Here is a 17,662-nt window from a genome sequence, read left to right as displayed (position 1 = left end):
TGACTATACTAGTCAAGTTTTATGTTTTAGAGCCATTCTTAACTGACCGGTATGTGAGCTGAAGACCGATGATCGACACTATCCACTATGGCAAAAACGACAGCCTGAGAGACGAAATCAAAACCTATTGGTCCGGCCGCGCCGCGACGTTCGACCTTTCTCCCGGACATGAGATTTTCTCCGAAGAAGAGCGCAAGGCCTGGCACGCGCTGGTTTTGAAGCATCTGGGCCAGGGAGAAGGCCGCAAGGCGCTGGATCTGGCTAGCGGCACCGGCGTTATCTCGCACCTGATGGACGATCTCGGTTTTCAGGTCACCGGCATGGATTGGTCGGAAACCATGCTGGAGCTTGCAAGGGCGAAGGCGAAAACCCGTGGGCGCAATATCCGCTTTTTTGTTGGCGACGCCGAGAACACGATGGAACCGGACGAAAGCGCCGACGTCATCATCACCCGCCATCTGGTCTGGACGCTGGTGGACCCGAAGGCGAGCTTTGCCGAATGGTTCCGTGTCTTGAAACCCGGTGGACGCCTGCTCATTGTCGATGGCGATTTCGTCAACACCGGCTGGCGCGAAAGACTGGTCAAGAAGCTGGCGGCGGGTCTGGAAAGCATCGGCCTTGTGAAGCCGGACCAGCCGCACAAGCCGGCGGATCCGGAAAACACCTTCAACAGCATTCTCTCGCGGGTCTATTTTTCACAGGGTGCAAGAGCTGGTGATGTAGCGGCGCTGTTGCGTGAGACCGGCTTCGAACCCGTTGCCATTGATCAGGAACTTCAGGCCATTCATCGTGCCCAGGCGAAAAATTTCAGTATGCTGAAAGGCATTTTGCGGGGATTGCAGCACCGTTATGCAGTATGCGCCGTGAAGCCGCACACGTCCGGCAAGGGATAGGGCGACCAAAGCCCCCAAGCTGCCGCTCAGCTGTCCGTCACCCCGGATGTGATCCGGGGTCCAGTGCGACCAAGTCCTTGATCGCGTAATAATAGTTTCTCACGGCGCAGACGCGCCTTGGCTGGATGCGGGATCTAGTCCGGCATGACGCATGAAAACGCGACGCAGGGACCTCATTTTTCCGCCCGCTCGAATAGCTCCTCAAAGCGCGGCTTCGCCCGGCCTGGGACCTCTACCGTCCTGTAGCTCTGCGGCAAAACCGCGTCCCCCACCTTGATCAGCATGACCATGCCCATGCCGTAATGCGGCGAGCATTTGATGCCGTAAAAGCCTGGCTTTTCGAAACCGGTCTCGAATTCGTCGTTGATCCGGCTTTTGAAACCTTCAATCCCTTCGGGAACCATACCATCGATCGTCGCGGCATTATGGCTCTTGTGGGTCGGCACGAAGCGCACACGGTCGCCGGGAGCGATCTCCAGAAAATCGGGCTCGAACACCATGGAGCCCTTTTCGCCCCGGTTCAGCATCTTCACCTCGAAGGTCTCGGCTCCGGCTTGAATGGAAAACCCTGTGGCCACAACCATGGCAAGTCCCGCGGAAACGCAAAGCTTTCGCGCGCAAAAGCGGAGATTTGCAAGTCTTTTCAATTTCATCATCGTGCCGTTGCTTTCCTTGCGTGATCGGCCGCCCCGTGGGCCGGCAGAAAACGAATATGTGAAAATCCGCTTTCATCCGTGGTGACGACGGATTGCACCCCGAACACATCGGCGATGGTCGAAGATGTGAGGACCTCGCGCGGTGGGCCGACAGCGATCATTTCACCCCGATGCATGATGGCGACGCGGTCGCAGAACATCGCGGCGTGATTGAGATCGTGCAGCGCCGCCACAACCGTCAGTCCCTGCCTGCGCACCAGATCGAGCAGGCCGATCTGGTGGCCGATATCGAGATGGTTGGTCGGCTCGTCCAGCAGCAGAATATGCGGTTCCTGCGCCAATGCGCGGGCAATGTGCAGGCGCTGGCGTTCGCCGCCGGAAAGGTGATGCCAGTTTCGCTCGGCCTTGTCCGCCATATCGACATTTCCGAGCGCTGCATCAACGATGGCATCGTCCTTTGGCGACCATGCGGAAAGCGGGCCGAGATAGGGCGTGCGCCCCAGTTCCACGGCCTGTCGCGCGCTGATGCGCTCGGTGGTTTCGGCCTGCTGCTCCACAAAGGCCAGCCTGCGGGCAAGTTCGCGCCGCCCGAATGTGGCAAGCCGTTCCTCACCAAGCATAACATGACCCCGACGCGGCATGCGAATGCCGGCCAGCATGGAAAGCAGCGTGCTTTTACCCGAACCGTTCGGCCCGATGATACCCAGAAACTCGCCCGGGGCGACCTCCAGCGAAACACCGCGCACGATGTCGAGATTGCCGGCATGGAAATGCAGATCGTGGGCGGATAATTTCATGACCGGCCTCGCTTCTGCCCGAGAATGAAGGCGAAGGCAGGCGCGCCGACCAGCGCAGTGATCACGCCGATCGGCAGCACCTGCCCCGGAATGACGGTGCGCGAAAGAATATCTGCGATGATCATGAAAATTGCACCGGTCAGCGCCGTCACCGGCAGCAACATGCCGTGGCGAACGCCAACGAAGATGCGCGCCGCATGCGGGATGACGAGACCGACGAAACCGATAGAACCGACCAGCGACACCATGACTGCCGTCATGACCGCCGAAACCGAGATCAGCACCGCATAGACCCGGCGCACCGGAATACCGAGCGAAGCTGCTGCATGACCGCCGAAAGCGAAAGCATCAAGCGCGCGTGCGTACCAGAGGCACACCCCAAGACCCGCAATACTGACCGGCAAAGCCAGCCAGACATCCGGCCAGCGCACGCCCGAAAGATTGCCCAGCAGCCAGAACATGATGCCGCGCGCCTGTTCGGCATTCGCGGATTTGGTGACGATGAACGACGTCATGGCGTTGAACAGTTGCGAACCGGCGACCCCCGCCAGAATGATGGCGCTGTTGCCGTGCCCTGCCCGCACCGCCAGAAGGCTGACCAGCGAAAAAGCCACAAAAGCCCCGATCAGGGCGCCCGCCGGCATCGTCAGAAACCCCGCCCCGAAGCCCAGAAGCGCCACGGCCACTGCCCCGGTTGAGGCGCCTGCTGAAATACCGAGGATATAGGGATCGGCGAGCGGGTTGCGCAGGAGTGATTGAAGCACCGCACCGGCCAGCGCCAGCGAGGCGCCACAGCACGCGGCAACAACGGCGCGGCTGAGACGGTAACTCCAGACGATGCCCTCATCCAGCGGCTCCAGCGGATAACCCGCATGAAAAACACGATTGGCAATGGTCTTTGCCACCACGTCGAACGGAATGGCAGTCTCGCCGATGGCCGCACCGCCAATCAGCGCGACGAGCAGCAGGGCGAGTGCGGCAAATGCCAGACCCGCCCTGCCAAGATTGACGGAAAAACCGTTCACTTGGCGAGACCGGCTGTGGAAATCGCCTCAGCCAGCGTTTCAATGCCTTCGATCGTGCGGATAGTCGGGTTCATCGCCTGCGCGTCCATTTCGAAGACATGGGCCGCCTTGACGGCGGGCATGATGCTGGCAACCGGATCGGTAGCGAGGAACTTGAGCTTGACGGCGACGTCATCGGCGGGGAAACGCCGGCGGTCCATCTTGCCGGCAACGATCACGGACGGATTGGCCTTGGCGATGGTTTCCCAGCCAACAGTCGGCCATTCCTCATCGCTTTCGATAACGTTCTTCAGCCCGAGCGCGGACATGATGTAACCCGGCGCACCATTGCGGCCCGCCACGTAAGGATCGATATCCAGCTCGGCGCTGGAGAACCAGAAGACTGCTGAAATCTTGCCATTCGCCGAAGCGATCTTGGCGCGGGCGGCTTCCTCACGCTTTTTCAGGTCGGCAACGACTTCCTCGCCGCGATCCTGCACGTTGAAAATTTTCGCAAGGTCGCGGACCTCCTGGTAAATCAGGTCCATGGTGAAAACGGACTTGCGCACGCCGTCGCCGCCGCCGGAATTGTCCTTGCCCATGCAATCGGCAGGCGAGGTATAAACGGGAATACCGAGTTCGGCGAATTGCTCCGGTGTTCCGACAACGCCTTCGGGACCGATCTGCCACTGGAACTGCGTCGTCACGAGGTCCGGCCTCTTGCCAACCACCGCCTCGAAGCTCGGATCATTGTCGGCAAGCCGCTCCACCTTGGCATTGGCGTCTTCGTAACCCTTCAGAACCGGGCCGATCCACAGCGCCGTGCCCACCACCTTGTCGGCCACGCCGAGCAGATAGAGAACCTCGGTCGTGCTCTGGCCGACCGATACTGTGCGGGCGGGCGCCTGCTTGAAGGTGATTTCGTGACCGCAGCTATTGATCGTCAGCGGATAGGTGGTTTCGGCAGCCTGAGCGGCACCGGGGGGTAAGGTCGCTAATGCGACAGCCAGAAGACCGGCGGAAACCGGCAGGCGTTTGAAATGAAACATATGTTCTCCAGTCTAAATAAAGTGGCGTGATCCGCAGGCCGCGCGTCAAAACGCGTAGTGACAGAGCGACAACAAGTGTGGAGATGGAGAACGGGACTCTAAATACGTTTCCGAGGACGGAAAGGTCATAATCAGCTCCTCTTCCGGGCATCCCCGCCCGTAACGATGGTCAATATTATGACGGCAGGTCTCCTGGCTCACGAATATACGCCGTTCATCTGCCTTCCCGCACCTTGAACGGTGCAGTGGCATGACGCTTTTCAGGCGTCACGAGGATGAACGGCAATCCGCTTACAGTTGCGGGGGCAGCCACGGCATTGGGCGATAGAAATCACCCGCACCATGTTCCCTATTAATCCCTTTGCCCTTCGGCTTCAGGAACCGTCGCTTTCTGACATAAGGGGCAAGCGACGGGGCGTCAATTGCGATAGTGCTGAAGTTCAGCACAAAGACGGGCCTGCCAGAGCGAAAATTTTTGTAGCGCCGGAAGGCGCTGGTTGCGGCGCGTCTTTGGACATGGTGGTAAGGGTTTCAATCACCACCAGCCCGGATTGCGCAATAAAATCAATAAAGAGACTGTTGTCGCTGATGGTGTCGAGGCGCACCAGCTCATCGTCCAGATCGGTAAAATGCCGCCTCACAAGCGCAATCGCATCCATGTCCGCACCCGCAACGACCGGACCGATAATGTGGCCCCGCCCCGCCGCACGGCGCAGCGCAAAAGCGATAAGACGGTCCGCCTCAAACACACCGTAACCCGTATTCTGCGTCAAAAGTCGCTGCAAAACGTTCCGGCGCGAAACGCCAAAAGCCGCCCGGTCTAGTTCCACCACATCAGTCAGATGACCTGCGGATAACGGCTCTATTCGTTGTTTTCTGCCGGGCGGCGGTATCTCGAAAAGGCAATTCGCCCTTCCCCGGAAGAGATATACTTTTTCCGCATCGCCGGCAAAGCCCAACCTTGAAAACAGCCGCCGCGACGCTCCCGTCGCGTTCAACCGCAGGGAGACAGGGGGGAATTTCGCGACAAGTTTCTGCACCAGCCATGGTGCTACGCCCTGCCCCTGCAAACGGGGGGAAACAATGACCATGCCAAGCGTTGCAAACCCCTGATCATAGGGAAAGAGCATCGCGGTTGCGACAACACGGTCGATCTCATCGAGCGCAGCGAGACCCACGCCGCATTGCCGCAGAAAACACCATTCATTCGCGTGATATCGCCATCCGACGGCCATGGAGAGTGCATGCAGATGGTCGGCATCCACGTCCGCGATATCCACGGTCCGCAGCTCGAAACTATCGACTTTGAGCAGGTCCATAACCAACGGCCCTCATCCCCTACGGCTCACAACCTTCATCCGGTTCCGGCCTAGCCCACGACATCCGACGGTAGCCGGTTACGCCAGCACGAATTTTCTGAAAGCACTGGAAGGTCACAACAATCTACCGAAATCATCCGCATTTCAGCAGATAAACGTCGCAGTCCATTCTAAGCTTTCGGGATGACAATCCGGTCAGCGGAGACGACCATTGAACGCAATCGAAATCCTTGAGCGTCTCGTCGGTTTCCCGTCGGTCGTTGGAACCGCCAATGGCGATATTGCCGGCTGGATCGCCGATTATCTTGAAAGCCACGGCGCCAAAGTATCGCTGCTTGCGGGACCGGAGGGCGACCGCGCCAATCTCTTCGCCACCTTCGGCCCGGCCGATCGCGCCGGATATGTTTTGTCCGGCCATATGGATGTCGTGCCCGCCAGCGAGCCGGAATGGTCTTCCGATCCCTTTACGCTGCGGGCGGAAAATGATCGTCTCTACGGGCGCGGAACCACCGACATGAAGGGTTTTCTGGCCACGGTTCTCGCCGCGGCACCTGCATTTGCGCGCATGGCGCTGAAACGTCCCGTGCATATCGCCTTTTCCTATGACGAGGAGGCGGGTTGCCGTGGCGTTCCGCATCTTCTCGCCAGATTGCCTGAACTGTGCGCCCAGCCGGCGGGCGCAATCATCGGCGAGCCCAGCAATATGCGGGCGGTTCGTGCACACAAGGGTAAAGCAGCAGCTCGCATTACCATCCGTGGCCGTTCCGGCCATTCGTCACGCCCTGATCAGGGGGTGAATGCCATTCACCTGATGACCGGCATCATGGCAAAGGCCGTGGAGACGACACATGAGCTGACGAAAGGCCCCTTTGAAGCGACCTTCGAGCCGCCCTATTCCTCGCTGCAGATCGGCACGATGAAGGGCGGCCAGGCGATCAACATCATCCCCGATTTCTCGGCCATCGAGCTGGAAGCGCGGGCAATTTCCGGCACATCGCCGCTGGAACTGCTCGGGCCGGTTCGCGCAAGCGTCGAGGCTCTTGCAGCAAAGGGTGTCGATATCGAATGGACGCCTATGAGCGATTACCCGGCGCTTTCGCTTGCAGCCGATGCTCCGCTTGTTCTGCTTCTGGAGGAATTGACCGGCACCCCCTGTCTCGCCGCCGTCAGCTACGGCACGGAGGCGGGGCTGTTCCAGGCGGCAGGCATCGACGCCATCATCTGTGGACCGGGGGATATCGGCCGCGCCCACAAGCCGGACGAGTTCATAGCGACGGGCGAACTTTCGGCCTGCCAGTCGATGCTGGAAACACTCGCAAGCCGCTGTACGGCTTGAACCTTCGGGAAGCATAGATTTCAGATGACGTTTCTCTTCAATTCCGATGCCAAGCGTGGCGAAATTTTCCGGCAGGCTCTGGCTGCAGAACTGCCTGGTCTGCCGTTTTCGATGGATGCGTCAACTGTCGATCCCGACGCAGTCCGTTACCTCATTACCTGGACGGTACCACAGGACATTGCCCGGTATCGCAATCTCGAAGTCCTGTTTTCGATCGGCGCGGGTGTCGACCAGTTTCACATCGAGGCGATCCCTCAGACGGTAAAGGTCGTACGCATGGTGGATGAGGGCATCATCCGCATGATGCAGGAATATATCTGCCTCGGCGTACTTTCCCTTCACCGCAACCTGCCGGTCTATTTAAACCAGCAGCGCCAGCAACTGTGGAATGCCCTGCCCCAGCGTCAGGCGGAAGAGTGCCGGGTGGGCGTTCTCGGCCTCGGCATGCTGGGCGTTGCGGCGATGGAGCGGCTGAAACCTTTCGGCTTTCCGCTTTCCGGCTGGAGCCGCTCGCCGCGTCAGATCGATGGCGTCACCTGCCATCATGGCGACGACGGCCTCAAAGCCATCCTCTCCACCAGCAATATTCTCGTCTGCCTGCTGCCTCTCACCGACGAGACCACCGGGCTTCTGAACGCCGAGCATCTGGGGATGCTTCCAGAAGGAGCGGGGCTGGTTCACGCCGGGCGCGGCAAACAGCTCGATCACGACGCTTTGCTCGATGCACTCAACAGCGACAGGCTTTCAGGTGCGGTGATTGACGTTACCGATCCGGAGCCCCTGCCCAAAGACCACCGCTTCTGGACCCACCCGAAAATTCTCCTGACACCGCATATTGCCAGCGTCACCCAGCCCCATTCCGCTGCCCGCACCGTCGTCGAAAATATCAAACGATACGAATCCGGTCTCGAACCGCTCGGCCTCGTTGACCGTAGCCGCGGATATTGATCCTACCGTTCCAAGAAAGGACACCCATGTCTCTCCTCAAGACCATCGACACCAATCCCGCCTTTGAACCGAAAGCCTCCAAAGCCCTGCCCGAACGCCTCATCGCCGGCGACCCGTCGTTCAAAACCTGGCCGCTAGATGAAGCCCGTGATGGCACCGTGCATACTGGCATATGGGAAGCGACCCCCGGCGAAAGCCGCTCGATCAAGGGCGAGACATTCGAGTTCTGCCACATTATCGAAGGCGTTATCGAGATCACACCGGAAGGCGGCGCGCCGCTGCGTTACACGGCGGGCGACAGCTTCGTCATGAAGCCCGGTTTCGTTGGCGTCTGGAAGACAATCGAAACCGTGCGCAAGATCTATGTGACCGTGAACGGATGATTTGCCGAACAGCATGGCTGGCATCCCGGCTGATGCAGAGGCATTTTTGAGAAAAGCGATGGCTGGCAATCCGCAGGTGGATGCCAGCCATGGTTTACATGGGTATCTTGCCCGGATGCGTTTCCACCGGATTTACGGCCCTCGATCGGACCCGCCGCAAGATTTTCGGCGCGGTCTTCATGCCCGCCGAAGATTGCGCTGTGGGCCACCAGCAAAACAGGATTTTCGTTCACCGCCCCCGCCGCAGTCGGTCGATGCTGCTTGCCATCAGGGAGTAGCTTTGGCGCATATCCACAGAGGATCATCCATGACGCTCAGCTTCGATCCAGACAGCCTGTCCCTGCCGATCGGCCATTTCATCGGCGACCGGCTGATCCCGGCTAAAAACGGCATCGACATGCATCGTCCTTCGGACGGCATCGAATATGCCGGTTGCCCGAAGGCGGATGCGGCACTTGTCGATGAGGCGGTACAAACCGCCAAAGCCGCACTGAAGAGCAGCAACTGGGGCGGCGTGCGCCCGCGTGAGCGCACCAGGGTGCTGCAACGCTGGGCAAACCTGATCGAGCAGGAAGCCGAGACGCTGGCGAAAATAGAAGCGCTCTCCTCGACCAGGCCCGTGGGCCACCTGATTGCCGGCGATATCGCCGTCACTGCCGAACAGATCCGTTTCTTTGCCGAATTTGCGGACAAGGAAGGCGGTGATCTCGTGCCGACCGACGATACAAGCGTCGGCATGATCATGACCGAGCCCTATGGCGTCGTGGGCGCCATTACGCCCTGGAATTTTCCGGTGTCCATGGCGGGCTGGAAGCTTGGCCCGGCACTCGCAGCCGGCAATGCCGTGGTGCTGAAACCATCGGAAATGACGCCCTTCTCCAGCATTTTCATGGCGCAACTGGCCATCAAGGCAGGGCTGCCCGCCGGGCTCATCAACATTGTGCTGGGTGACGGGCCTGTGACAGGCAATGCCATCACCGGCCATCCCGAAATTTCCAAGGTCAGCTTCACCGGATCGACGGCAGCAGGTTCGGCCATCATGGCCAATATCGCGCGTACCGGCGTCAAGCCCATGACGCTGGAACTGGGCGGCAAAAGTCCGCAGCTGGTTTTTGCAGACGCCGATATCGAAAAAGCCGCCGCCGCGATCGCCGGCAACATTCTGTCCAATGCCGGGCAGGCCTGCGTTGCCGGCTCGCGCATCATCGTTGAAGAGAGTGTTGCAGAGGCGCTTTCCGCCGCAATCATCGCCCGTATGAAGACGGTGAAGCCCGGCCCGACCTGGGACGAAGCAACACAGTATTCGCCGATCATCTCCGAAGTGCAGCGCCAGCGCATCGACGGCATCGTGCAGGCGGCCGTCGCCCATGGCGGCGAATGCCTGACGGGCGGCGCGATCATGGACGGTCCGGGTTATTTCTACCAGCCGACCTTGATCGTAAATGTCGACCAGACCTCCCCTGCTATCACAGAGGAGATATTCGGGCCAGTGCTGACCCTGCAAACCTTCAGGACGGAAGAAGAGGCGCTGGCGCTCGCCGATCATCCGACCTACGGTCTTGCCGCGGGTCTTTTCAGCCGCGATATCTCGCGCGTCATGCGCCTGTCTCGCGCCATCCAGGCAGGAACGATCTGGGTCAACCGTTATGGCCGCTCCCGCGACCATATCCTGCCGACCGGCGGTTACAAACGCTCCGGCATCGGCAAGGATCTCGGACGGGAGGCCTATCTCGCCAACCGCAAGAGCAAAAGCGTCCTGATCGGACTGTAACAGGGGAAACATCTTGAAAACGCATCGCATCGCACTCATTCCCGGAGACGGTATCGGCAAAAGCGTGACTGATGCCGCATGGCAGGTTCTCAACACCGCAGCAAAAAGCTCCGGTTTTGCGCTTGAAGGCACCGAATTCCCCTGGTCCTGCGCCTTCTACAGGGAGACCGGCGCGATGATGCCGAAGGATGGCATCGAGACCCTGCGCGGCTTCGACGCCATTCTGCTGGGCGCGGTGGGCTGGCCAGCGGAGGTGCCGGATTCGGTGTCGTTGCACGGTCTGCTTCTGCCGATCCGCAAGGCTTTTGTGCAATACGCCAATATCCGCCCGCACCGGCTTCTGCCCGGCGTGCAGGGACCGTTGAAAGCGGATGGATTCGACATTCTCTGCATCCGCGAAAATACCGAGGGTGAATATTCCGGTGCCGGCGGACGCGTGCATCAGGGCACCGAAGACGAGGTCGCTGTCGAAACATCCATCTTCACCCGCAAGGGCGTGGAACGCATCCTGCGCTTCGGCTTCGAGCAGGCGCAAAAGCGTCGCGGCAAGTTGGCTTCCGTCACCAAATCCAACGCCCAGAAATATTCGATGGTGTTCTGGGACGAGGTGACGCAAAAGCTCGCCGCCGAATATCCGGATGTTGAAGTTTCCAGCTACCATATCGACGCCATGGCGGCGCGCATGGTGATGGCGCCGGAAAGCCTTGATGTCGTGGTCGCCTCAAACCTCTTCGGCGATATTCTGACCGATCTTGGTGCGGCCATTCAGGGCGGCCTCGGTTTTGCCGCCTCCGCCAATATCAATCCCAACCGCACGGCACCCTCCATGTTCGAGCCGGTGCACGGTTCGGCCCCTGACATCGCCCATCTCGGCATTGCCAACCCCATCGCCGCCATCTGGTCCGGCGCCATGATGCTGGAGCATCTGGGTGAGGCGAATGCGGCCAAGCGGGTCATGGCGGCGCTGGAAAAGGCGACCGGCCGGGGCATCGGCACTGTGCCGGGCAAGGACAAGACAGACGTAATAACTGCCGCAGTTGTCGCGGCTCTCGACTGATTTCGGAGACAGATAATGCAGGGCTTGAAGGATAAGGAACTCTTTCGCCAAACGGGTTTGATCGGCGGCGCATGGAAAGCGGCCGCATCAGGCAAGACGGTCGACGTGATTGACCCGGCGACGCAGGCGGTGATCGGCACCGTGCCGGATATGGGCAGCGTGGAAACCCGCGCGGCCATCGAAGCCGCCAACGCTGCCTTCGGTCCGTGGAAGAAGAAAACGCACGCGGAGCGCGCGGCGCTTCTGGAAAAATGGTTCGCGTTGATGATCGAACACATCGACGATCTCGGCCTGATGTTGACCATCGAACAGGGCAAGCCACTCGAAGAGGCCAAGGGCGAAATCCGTTACGGAGCATCCTTCGTCAAGTGGTTTGCGGAAGAAGGCCGACGCATCAGCGGCGGCACCATACCCTCTCCGACGCCGGATCGCCGTATCGTGGTGCTGAAGGAGCCGGTTGGCGTCTGCGGCATCATCACACCGTGGAATTTCCCGAACGCCATGATCACCCGCAAGGTCGCGCCGGCACTGGCGGCCGGCTGTACCGTGGTCATCAAGCCCTCGGAATTCACGCCCTATTCGGCCTTAGCGCTCGGCGTTCTCGCCGAACGTGCAGGCATTCCGGCTGGCGTCATCAACATCGTCACCGGCATGCCGACGGAGATTGGCAACGAGATCATGGCCAATGAGACGGTGCGGAAAATTTCCTTCACGGGCTCTACCCGTGTCGGTTCGCTGCTGATGCGCGGTGCGGCCGACAGTGTAAAACGACTGTCGCTGGAACTCGGCGGCAATGCCCCTTTCATCGTATTCGACGATGCCGATCTCGATCTCGCCATCGAAGGCGCGCTCGTTTCGAAATTCCGCAATGGCGGTCAGACCTGCGTCTGCGCCAACCGCATTCTCGTTCAGGCGAGCGTTTACGATGCATTTGCGAAAAAACTGGCTGATCGCGTCGATGCCATGCGCGTCGGACCCGGAACGGAGCTAGGTGTTTCCATCGGTCCGATGATCAACGAGCCGGCAATCGCCAAAATCCGCGCGCATATCGATGACGCCGTTTCCAAGGGCGCCGAGATCATTACCAAGCCGCATGATCTGCCTGAAGGTTCGCAATATACCGCACCGGTGGTGCTGACGGGCGCAACAACCGCCATGCGGCTGGCGAGCGAAGAGACCTTCGGGCCGGTCGCCCCGCTCTTCCGCTTCGAGACGGAAGAGGAGGCGATTGCGATCGCCAACGGCACGCCCTTCGGCCTTGCCGCCTATTTCTATACTGAAAGCCTCAAACGCGCCTGGCGCGTGGGCGAGGCGCTGGAGTTCGGCATGGTCGGCCTCAATACCGGCGCGATCTCCACCGAAGTCGCCCCCTTCGGCGGCGTCAAGCAATCCGGCCTCGGCCGCGAAGGCGCACAGGTCGGCATCGAGGAATATCTGGAAATGAAGACGTTCCACATCGGTGGGCTTGCCTGAAGACTGTTTCTTTCTCCCCGCCTAAAGGGCCGCTCTGCGGCCCTTCTTTTTTTGGTGCGAAATTGAAAAAACAGCATTCCCAGGGCTGGAAGAAAAGTCCGGGGGCATGAATTGGTTTGGCAAAGCCACGGCATTCACGTGTCGTGCCCCCCGACTAGATCCGGGTTCCAGCGCGATCACGATCGCAAAAGACTATTCACCGTGCACGCGCACAACGGTTGGATGCCAGATCAAGTCCGGCATGACGAAGGAATGAACTAACGCGCTACTGAATCTTATCCAGCATCTTGTAATAAAGCCCCACCAGCGGAAGAAACCAGGGCTTGCCGAAATGGCCAGGCACCGCCGGCCAGTCCATCCCCTTCAGCGGGTTGTTGTCCGGGCGACCCAGAATGGAGTCAGCCATGATCATGCCCAGATGGGTGGAAAGCTGGGCGCCGTGCCCGGAATAGCCCATGGCGTACCAAACGCCGTCATGGAAACCGGCACGGGGATAACGGTCCTTGGTCATATCAACCAGTCCGCCCCAGCAATAATCGATCGGCACATGCGCAAGCTGAGGGAATATGCGGTGCAGGCTGTCCATCAGGATCGCGCCACTTTTGGCATCCGAACGCTGGTCCGATGTCGTGGAAAAGCGCGCGCGGCCGCCGAAGATCAACCGGTTGTCCGGTGCGAGGCGGAAATAATTGCCGATATTCATGGTATTGACGTAGGTGCGGTTACCTGGGACAGACGCCTTGATCTCGGCATCCGTCAACGGCCGCGTGGCGATGATGAAACTGCCGACCGCGATGATGCGGCGGCGGAAATAGCCAAAGCCGGAGGGCGTGTAGGCGCCGGTTGCCACCAGAACATTATCGGCAGTTACCTTGCCGCGCGCCGTTTCCAGCGTGTGGGTCTTGCCGTTCTGAGTATGTTTCGTCACCGCCGCATTTTCGAAGATCACCGCGCCATGGCGGCTGGCAGCCTGCGCAAGGCCGGCCACATAGCGGCCCATATGCATCATGGCGCTCTTCTTGGACAGCATGGCGCCATAAAAGGGAGAGCCGATTTCCGCCTTGAGATCGTCAACCGACAGAAGCGCCGTATCGGGATCCACCTCGGCATGAACAGCCTCAAAATTCTTCGCCAGACTTTCGAAATGCTGCGGTTTCGAAGCCATTTTCAGCTTGCCGGCGCGGCGGAAGTTACAATCGATCCCTTCCTCGGCGATCAGGCTTTCCAGCGTGTCGATCGAGGCATCCAGCGCCTTGTAGAGCGCGATGGCGCGCTCCTTGCCGAGTTCCGCCTTGGCGGAGAGGTAGGAGTGGGCCAGCCCGTTGTTGAGGTGGCCGCCATTGCGCCCGGAAGCACCCCAGCCGACGCGCTGCCCTTCAAGAACAACCACACGTGCGCCCGCTTTTGCCAGCTGGCGCGCAGCACCCAGACCCGTGAAGCCGCCACCAATGACGGCCACATCGTAATGGCCTTCGACAGGACCCTCCGCCGCCCCAGCAAACAGGGGCGCCGTGTCGTGCCAATAGGAGACGAGCTTCATGATCCGGTCCTTCCTTACAGTCCGACGACGCCCGCGAGACCGGAAATATCGGAGATCTCCGTATAACCGTAATAGGGGTTTGCCGGTTCGTGGCCGCGGTTGACCCAGACCTTGTTCTTGATGCCGAGATCGTGCGCGGACATTAGGTCGTAGCGGAAGGAGGACGAGACGTGCAGAATATCTTCCGGGCCGCAGCCGAGCATGTCGAACAAATATTCGAAAGCCTTGAAATGCGGCTTGTAGGCCTGCGCCTGTTCCGCGGTATAGACGGCATGGAACGGCGCGCCAAGCTTTGCCACATTCGACATGATCTGCGAATTCATGGCGTTAGACAGAATGACCAGCGGAATTTCCTTGGCAACCTTCGCCAGACCGGCCGGAACGTCCGCATGCGGACCCCATGTCGGAACGCGCTCATAAACCATTACCGCATCTTCGTCCTTGAAGGCCACACCGTTGCGCTTGCAGGTGCGCGACAGGGCGTTATGGACGACTTCGGCGTAAGGCTTCCAGTCATGCATGACCTCGTCCAGGCGATAGGCAGAGAAGTCCTTGATGAATTGCTGCATCTCGGCCTCGTCCAGACGATCACCATAGAGATCGCGGGCAGCTTCTGCCATCTGGAAATGAATCAGCGTACCGTGGCAATCGAAAGTGATGTATTTCGGGCGGAAGATGGTCATGTCGTCGTCGTCCTTGCTTGGGGATGGGTGGTGGCTGCAATAACAAGATCATAGAGGCCTTTGCCCGGTCGACGCACTGCAATTGCCATTCGCGAAAGCAGATTGTTGCGTATGCAGCCGCCAGTTTGGCAGAGAGTTGCGTGCGACAAAACCGAAAGCCGCCGCCTACCCCGGTTCTGCGGATGGAAGCAGATGATGTGCGGCATAAGATGCGGCGGTGGGTAAAAGCAACAGTGAAACATATCGAACCTTGCCATTCGTCGGGACAATGTTCTTTTGCCGCCGGTCTATCAATGAACATGAAGAATAAAACGGAGTTGGGCCATGCAAGCCAGCCTCATCGATATCCAGAAATTTGAGCCGCAACACCTCGACGCCGCCGTCGAGCTTTCCCGCCAGGCCGGATGGCCACACCGCCGGGAAGACTGGGCGCTCGTCCTTTCACTGAGCAAGGGTTTCGTCGCTATCGAAAACGGTCGCGTCGTCGGAACCGCAATGGCCACGCTTCTCGGAGACACCTGCGCCACCGTCAACATGGTGATCGTGGACGAGGCCATGCGCGGCCGTGGTCTTGGACGCAAGCTGATGCAGGCGGTCGTCGATGCTGCGGAAAATCGCGAGTGCCGTCTGACCGCCACCGCTGAAGGCCTCCCCCTCTATGAGAAGATGGGGTTCGTCGCATGCGGCGAGGTGCGTCAGCACCAGGGAATTCCTACGGCCGCCGATAAGCCCGCCAATGTGGCATGGGCAGAAACGATTGTACCGGCAGACCTTGCCGCACTCGACGCGCAGGCATTCGGTGCGGATCGTACGGCACTCTTTGCCGAGCTTGCAGATAGGGCACGGTTTGCGGTGGTTCAACAGCATGGCGCCATCAAGGGTTTTGCAGGCCTTCGCGCCTTTGGCCGTGGTGAAGTCATCGGCCCGATTGTGGCGGAAACTGCTGAAATCGCAAAGGATTTGATTGCCTTCGTAGTTACCGAGCGCCCCGGCGCATTCCTGCGCGTAGACACCACCACCGAGACGGGCCTCGGTCCCTGGCTTGCCGAATACGGCCTTGGCCATGTCGGTGGCGGCATCGCCATGCGCCGGCCGAAGGCGGAAACCTCTGCCGACAAAAAACTGAAAACATTCGCGTTGACCAGCCAGGCGCTGGGCTGAATCCGGAGAGACCCATGTTAAGCAATTCACTGATCGAGCTCGACCGCGCCCATCTGGTGCACCCGGTCTCTTCCTTCCGCGGCCATGAAAAGCTTGGCGTTCGAGTGCTGAAATCGGCAAAGGGCGCCACGATTACCGACATGACCGGCCACCAGCTGATCGACGGTTTCGCCGGCCTCTGGTGCGTCAATGCAGGCTATGGGCATGACAGCATCGTGGAAGCGGCGGCAAAGCAGATGCGTGAACTGCCCTATGCCACCGCCTATTTCGACATTGGCAGCGAACCCGCCATCCGCCTGGCCTCCGAACTCGCCGACCGCGCGCCCGGCGATCTCAACCACGTCTATTTCACGCTTGGCGGCTCCGACGCGGTGGACAGCACCATCCGCTTCATCCGCTATTACTGGCACGCCAAAGGCCAGCCGCAGCGCGACCAGTTCATTTCCATCGAACAGGGTTATCACGGCTCCACCACCGCCGGTTCAGGCCTGACTGCGCTGCCCGCCTTCCATGCAGGTTTCGGCGTGCCTTACGACTGGCAGCACAAAATTCCGTCTCACTATGCCTATCGCAATCCGGTCGGCAGTGACCCCGCCGCCATCATCGCCTCTTCCCTGCAAATCCTGAAGGACAAGATCGAGGCTATCGGCCCGGAGCGGGTCGCCGCCTTTTATGCCGAGCCCATTCAGGGCTCCGGTGGCGTTCTGGTGCCGCCGCCTGGCTGGATCAAGGCCATGCGAGAACTCTGCCGTTCCTACGGCATTCTCTTCATTGCCGACGAAGTCATCACCGGCTTCGGCCGCACGGGACCACTGTTTGCCTGTGCCGACGAAGATATCGTGCCGGACTTCATCACGGCCGCCAAGGGTCTGACTTCGGGCTATGTGCCGATGGGCGCCGTCTTCATGGCCGACCATGTTTATGATACAATAGCCGACTTCGCCGGCGATGCCGCGGTAGGGCACGGTTATACCTATTCCGCCCATCCCGTCAGTGCCGCAGTTGGTCTCGAAGTGCTGAAACTTTACGAGGGCGGGCTTCTGGAAAACGGCCGGCGCGCCGGTCAGCGGCTGATGGCCGGGCTGGAAGGATTGATAAGCCATCCGCTGGTTGGCGATGTGCGCGGCCGGGGTATGCTTGCCGCTATCGAACTCGTGACCGACAAAGAGAAGAAAACCCCGCTGCCGGCTGCAGCGGCCCCTGCACGCAAGGTTTTTGACCGCGCCTGGGAAAACGGCCTCATCGTGCGCGCCTTCGCCAACGGCATCCTTGGCTACGCGCCGCCGCTATGTTGCACCGATGACGAGATCGACGCCATTATAGAGCGGACGCTGAAAACCCTCGACCAGACGCTCGAGGACCCGGCGGTGCGGGCCGCCATGGCCTGAGGCGAACAGTGGATGGCGTTGCGGCACCTTCTCGAAATGTCGCAACGCCGCACATATTCGCAATATTCTGCCGAAGACCCGATCCTTTTCGGAGAATCCGGCGCGCTGGAACTGCCAAACTATCAACAGAAAAAGCACTAAACGCCATAAAAAAGGGCGTTAGCAAGAATGGGAACGGGGCAAGGATCCCGCCCGGGAACAGAA

Annotated in this window: 16 protein-coding genes and 1 riboswitch; of the genes, 9 read left to right on the top strand and 7 right to left on the bottom strand. The window is 59.9% G+C overall.

Annotation, left to right across the window (positions count from 1 at the left end):
• Window positions 1–68: 68 nt before the first annotated feature.
• A complete protein-coding gene (locus tag CRO62_RS10310; RefSeq protein WP_097100088.1) occupies window positions 69–893 on the top strand; it encodes a class I SAM-dependent methyltransferase in 825 nt (274 codons plus the stop codon).
• A 173-nt stretch (window positions 894–1,066) separates the two neighbouring features.
• On the opposite strand, the gene CRO62_RS10305 is transcribed toward CRO62_RS10310, so the two are convergent.
• The 5 genes from CRO62_RS10305 to CRO62_RS10285 all read right to left on the bottom strand — a co-directional run bounded on the left by CRO62_RS10305 (window position 1,067) and on the right by CRO62_RS10285 (window position 5,718).
• The gene (locus CRO62_RS10305) at window positions 1,067–1,549 is read right to left on the bottom strand and encodes a pseudoazurin (RefSeq protein ID WP_097100087.1); all 483 of its coding nucleotides are present in this window, start codon (window positions 1,547–1,549) and stop codon (window positions 1,067–1,069) included.
• Window positions 1,546–2,346, bottom strand: a complete 801-nt coding sequence (locus CRO62_RS10300; RefSeq protein WP_013761639.1) for an ABC transporter ATP-binding protein — start codon at window positions 2,344–2,346, stop codon at window positions 1,546–1,548. The genes CRO62_RS10305 and CRO62_RS10300 overlap by 4 nt, the downstream gene beginning before the upstream one ends.
• The gene (locus tag CRO62_RS10295) at window positions 2,343–3,371 is read right to left on the bottom strand and encodes a FecCD family ABC transporter permease (protein ID WP_179784488.1); all 1,029 of its coding nucleotides are present in this window, start codon (window positions 3,369–3,371) and stop codon (window positions 2,343–2,345) included. Before CRO62_RS10295 ends, CRO62_RS10300 begins: the two co-directional genes overlap by 4 nt.
• The gene (locus tag CRO62_RS10290; protein WP_097100086.1) at window positions 3,368–4,399 is read right to left on the bottom strand and encodes an ABC transporter substrate-binding protein; all 1,032 of its coding nucleotides are present in this window, start codon (window positions 4,397–4,399) and stop codon (window positions 3,368–3,370) included. The genes CRO62_RS10295 and CRO62_RS10290 overlap by 4 nt, the downstream gene beginning before the upstream one ends.
• 164 nt (window positions 4,400–4,563) lie before the next feature.
• A riboswitch (cobalamin riboswitch) is annotated at window positions 4,564–4,800 on the bottom strand.
• Window positions 4,801–4,839: 39 nt separating this feature from the next.
• Entirely contained in the window at window positions 4,840–5,718 is an 879-nt protein-coding gene (locus tag CRO62_RS10285) for a GNAT family N-acetyltransferase (protein WP_097100085.1), read from the bottom strand.
• 211 nt (window positions 5,719–5,929) lie between these two features.
• Here CRO62_RS10285 and argE point away from each other — a divergent pair, with 211 nt between their 5' ends.
• From argE to CRO62_RS10250, 6 genes are all read left to right on the top strand, one after another.
• Window positions 5,930–7,054, top strand: a complete 1,125-nt coding sequence (argE, locus tag CRO62_RS10280) for an acetylornithine deacetylase (RefSeq protein ID WP_097100084.1) — start codon at window positions 5,930–5,932, stop codon at window positions 7,052–7,054.
• A gap of 24 nt (window positions 7,055–7,078) precedes the next feature.
• Window positions 7,079–8,002 (top strand): 2-hydroxyacid dehydrogenase, encoded by a 924-nt coding sequence (locus CRO62_RS10275; protein WP_097100083.1) that lies wholly within the window; start codon window positions 7,079–7,081, stop codon window positions 8,000–8,002.
• A gap of 26 nt (window positions 8,003–8,028) precedes the next feature.
• Window positions 8,029–8,385, top strand: coding sequence for a cupin domain-containing protein (locus CRO62_RS10270; protein WP_097100082.1), 357 nt, complete (start codon window positions 8,029–8,031; stop codon window positions 8,383–8,385).
• A 307-nt stretch (window positions 8,386–8,692) separates the two neighbouring features.
• Window positions 8,693–10,156: an aldehyde dehydrogenase family protein gene (locus CRO62_RS10260; RefSeq protein WP_097100080.1), complete on the top strand. Its 1,464-nt coding sequence runs from the start codon at window positions 8,693–8,695 to the stop codon at window positions 10,154–10,156.
• A gap of 13 nt (window positions 10,157–10,169) precedes the next feature.
• Window positions 10,170–11,213, top strand: coding sequence for a tartrate dehydrogenase (locus CRO62_RS10255; protein ID WP_097100079.1), 1,044 nt, complete (start codon window positions 10,170–10,172; stop codon window positions 11,211–11,213).
• 15 nt (window positions 11,214–11,228) lie between these two features.
• Window positions 11,229–12,686, top strand: a complete 1,458-nt coding sequence (locus CRO62_RS10250; protein WP_097100078.1) for an NAD-dependent succinate-semialdehyde dehydrogenase — start codon at window positions 11,229–11,231, stop codon at window positions 12,684–12,686.
• 265 nt (window positions 12,687–12,951) lie between these two features.
• Here the strand turns inward: CRO62_RS10250 and CRO62_RS10245 are convergent, their stop codons facing one another.
• Entirely contained in the window at window positions 12,952–14,226 is a 1,275-nt protein-coding gene (locus CRO62_RS10245) for an NAD(P)/FAD-dependent oxidoreductase (RefSeq protein WP_097100077.1), read from the bottom strand.
• Between the two features lie 14 nt (window positions 14,227–14,240).
• Window positions 14,241–14,909 carry a haloacid dehalogenase type II gene (locus CRO62_RS10240; protein WP_097100076.1) on the bottom strand — a complete coding sequence of 223 codons (669 nt, stop codon included), beginning with the start codon at window positions 14,907–14,909 and terminating at the stop codon, window positions 14,241–14,243.
• Between the two features lie 324 nt (window positions 14,910–15,233).
• Here CRO62_RS10240 and CRO62_RS10235 point away from each other — a divergent pair, with 324 nt between their 5' ends.
• Together CRO62_RS10235 and CRO62_RS10230 are read left to right on the top strand one after the other, a co-directional pair.
• Window positions 15,234–16,070: a GNAT family N-acetyltransferase gene (locus CRO62_RS10235; RefSeq protein WP_097100075.1), complete on the top strand. Its 837-nt coding sequence runs from the start codon at window positions 15,234–15,236 to the stop codon at window positions 16,068–16,070.
• 14 nt (window positions 16,071–16,084) lie between these two features.
• Window positions 16,085–17,458 (top strand): aspartate aminotransferase family protein, encoded by a 1,374-nt coding sequence (locus CRO62_RS10230; protein WP_097100074.1) that lies wholly within the window; start codon window positions 16,085–16,087, stop codon window positions 17,456–17,458.
• The last annotated feature ends 204 nt before the right edge of the window (window positions 17,459–17,662 follow it).

Source organism: Rhizobium sp. AN6A, assembly GCF_900215635.1.
GTDB lineage: Bacteria > Pseudomonadota > Alphaproteobacteria > Rhizobiales > Rhizobiaceae > Agrobacterium > Agrobacterium tumefaciens.
The sequence above is the reverse complement of the archived record's forward strand: the minus strand, read 5'-3'. Positions and strand labels throughout refer to the sequence as shown.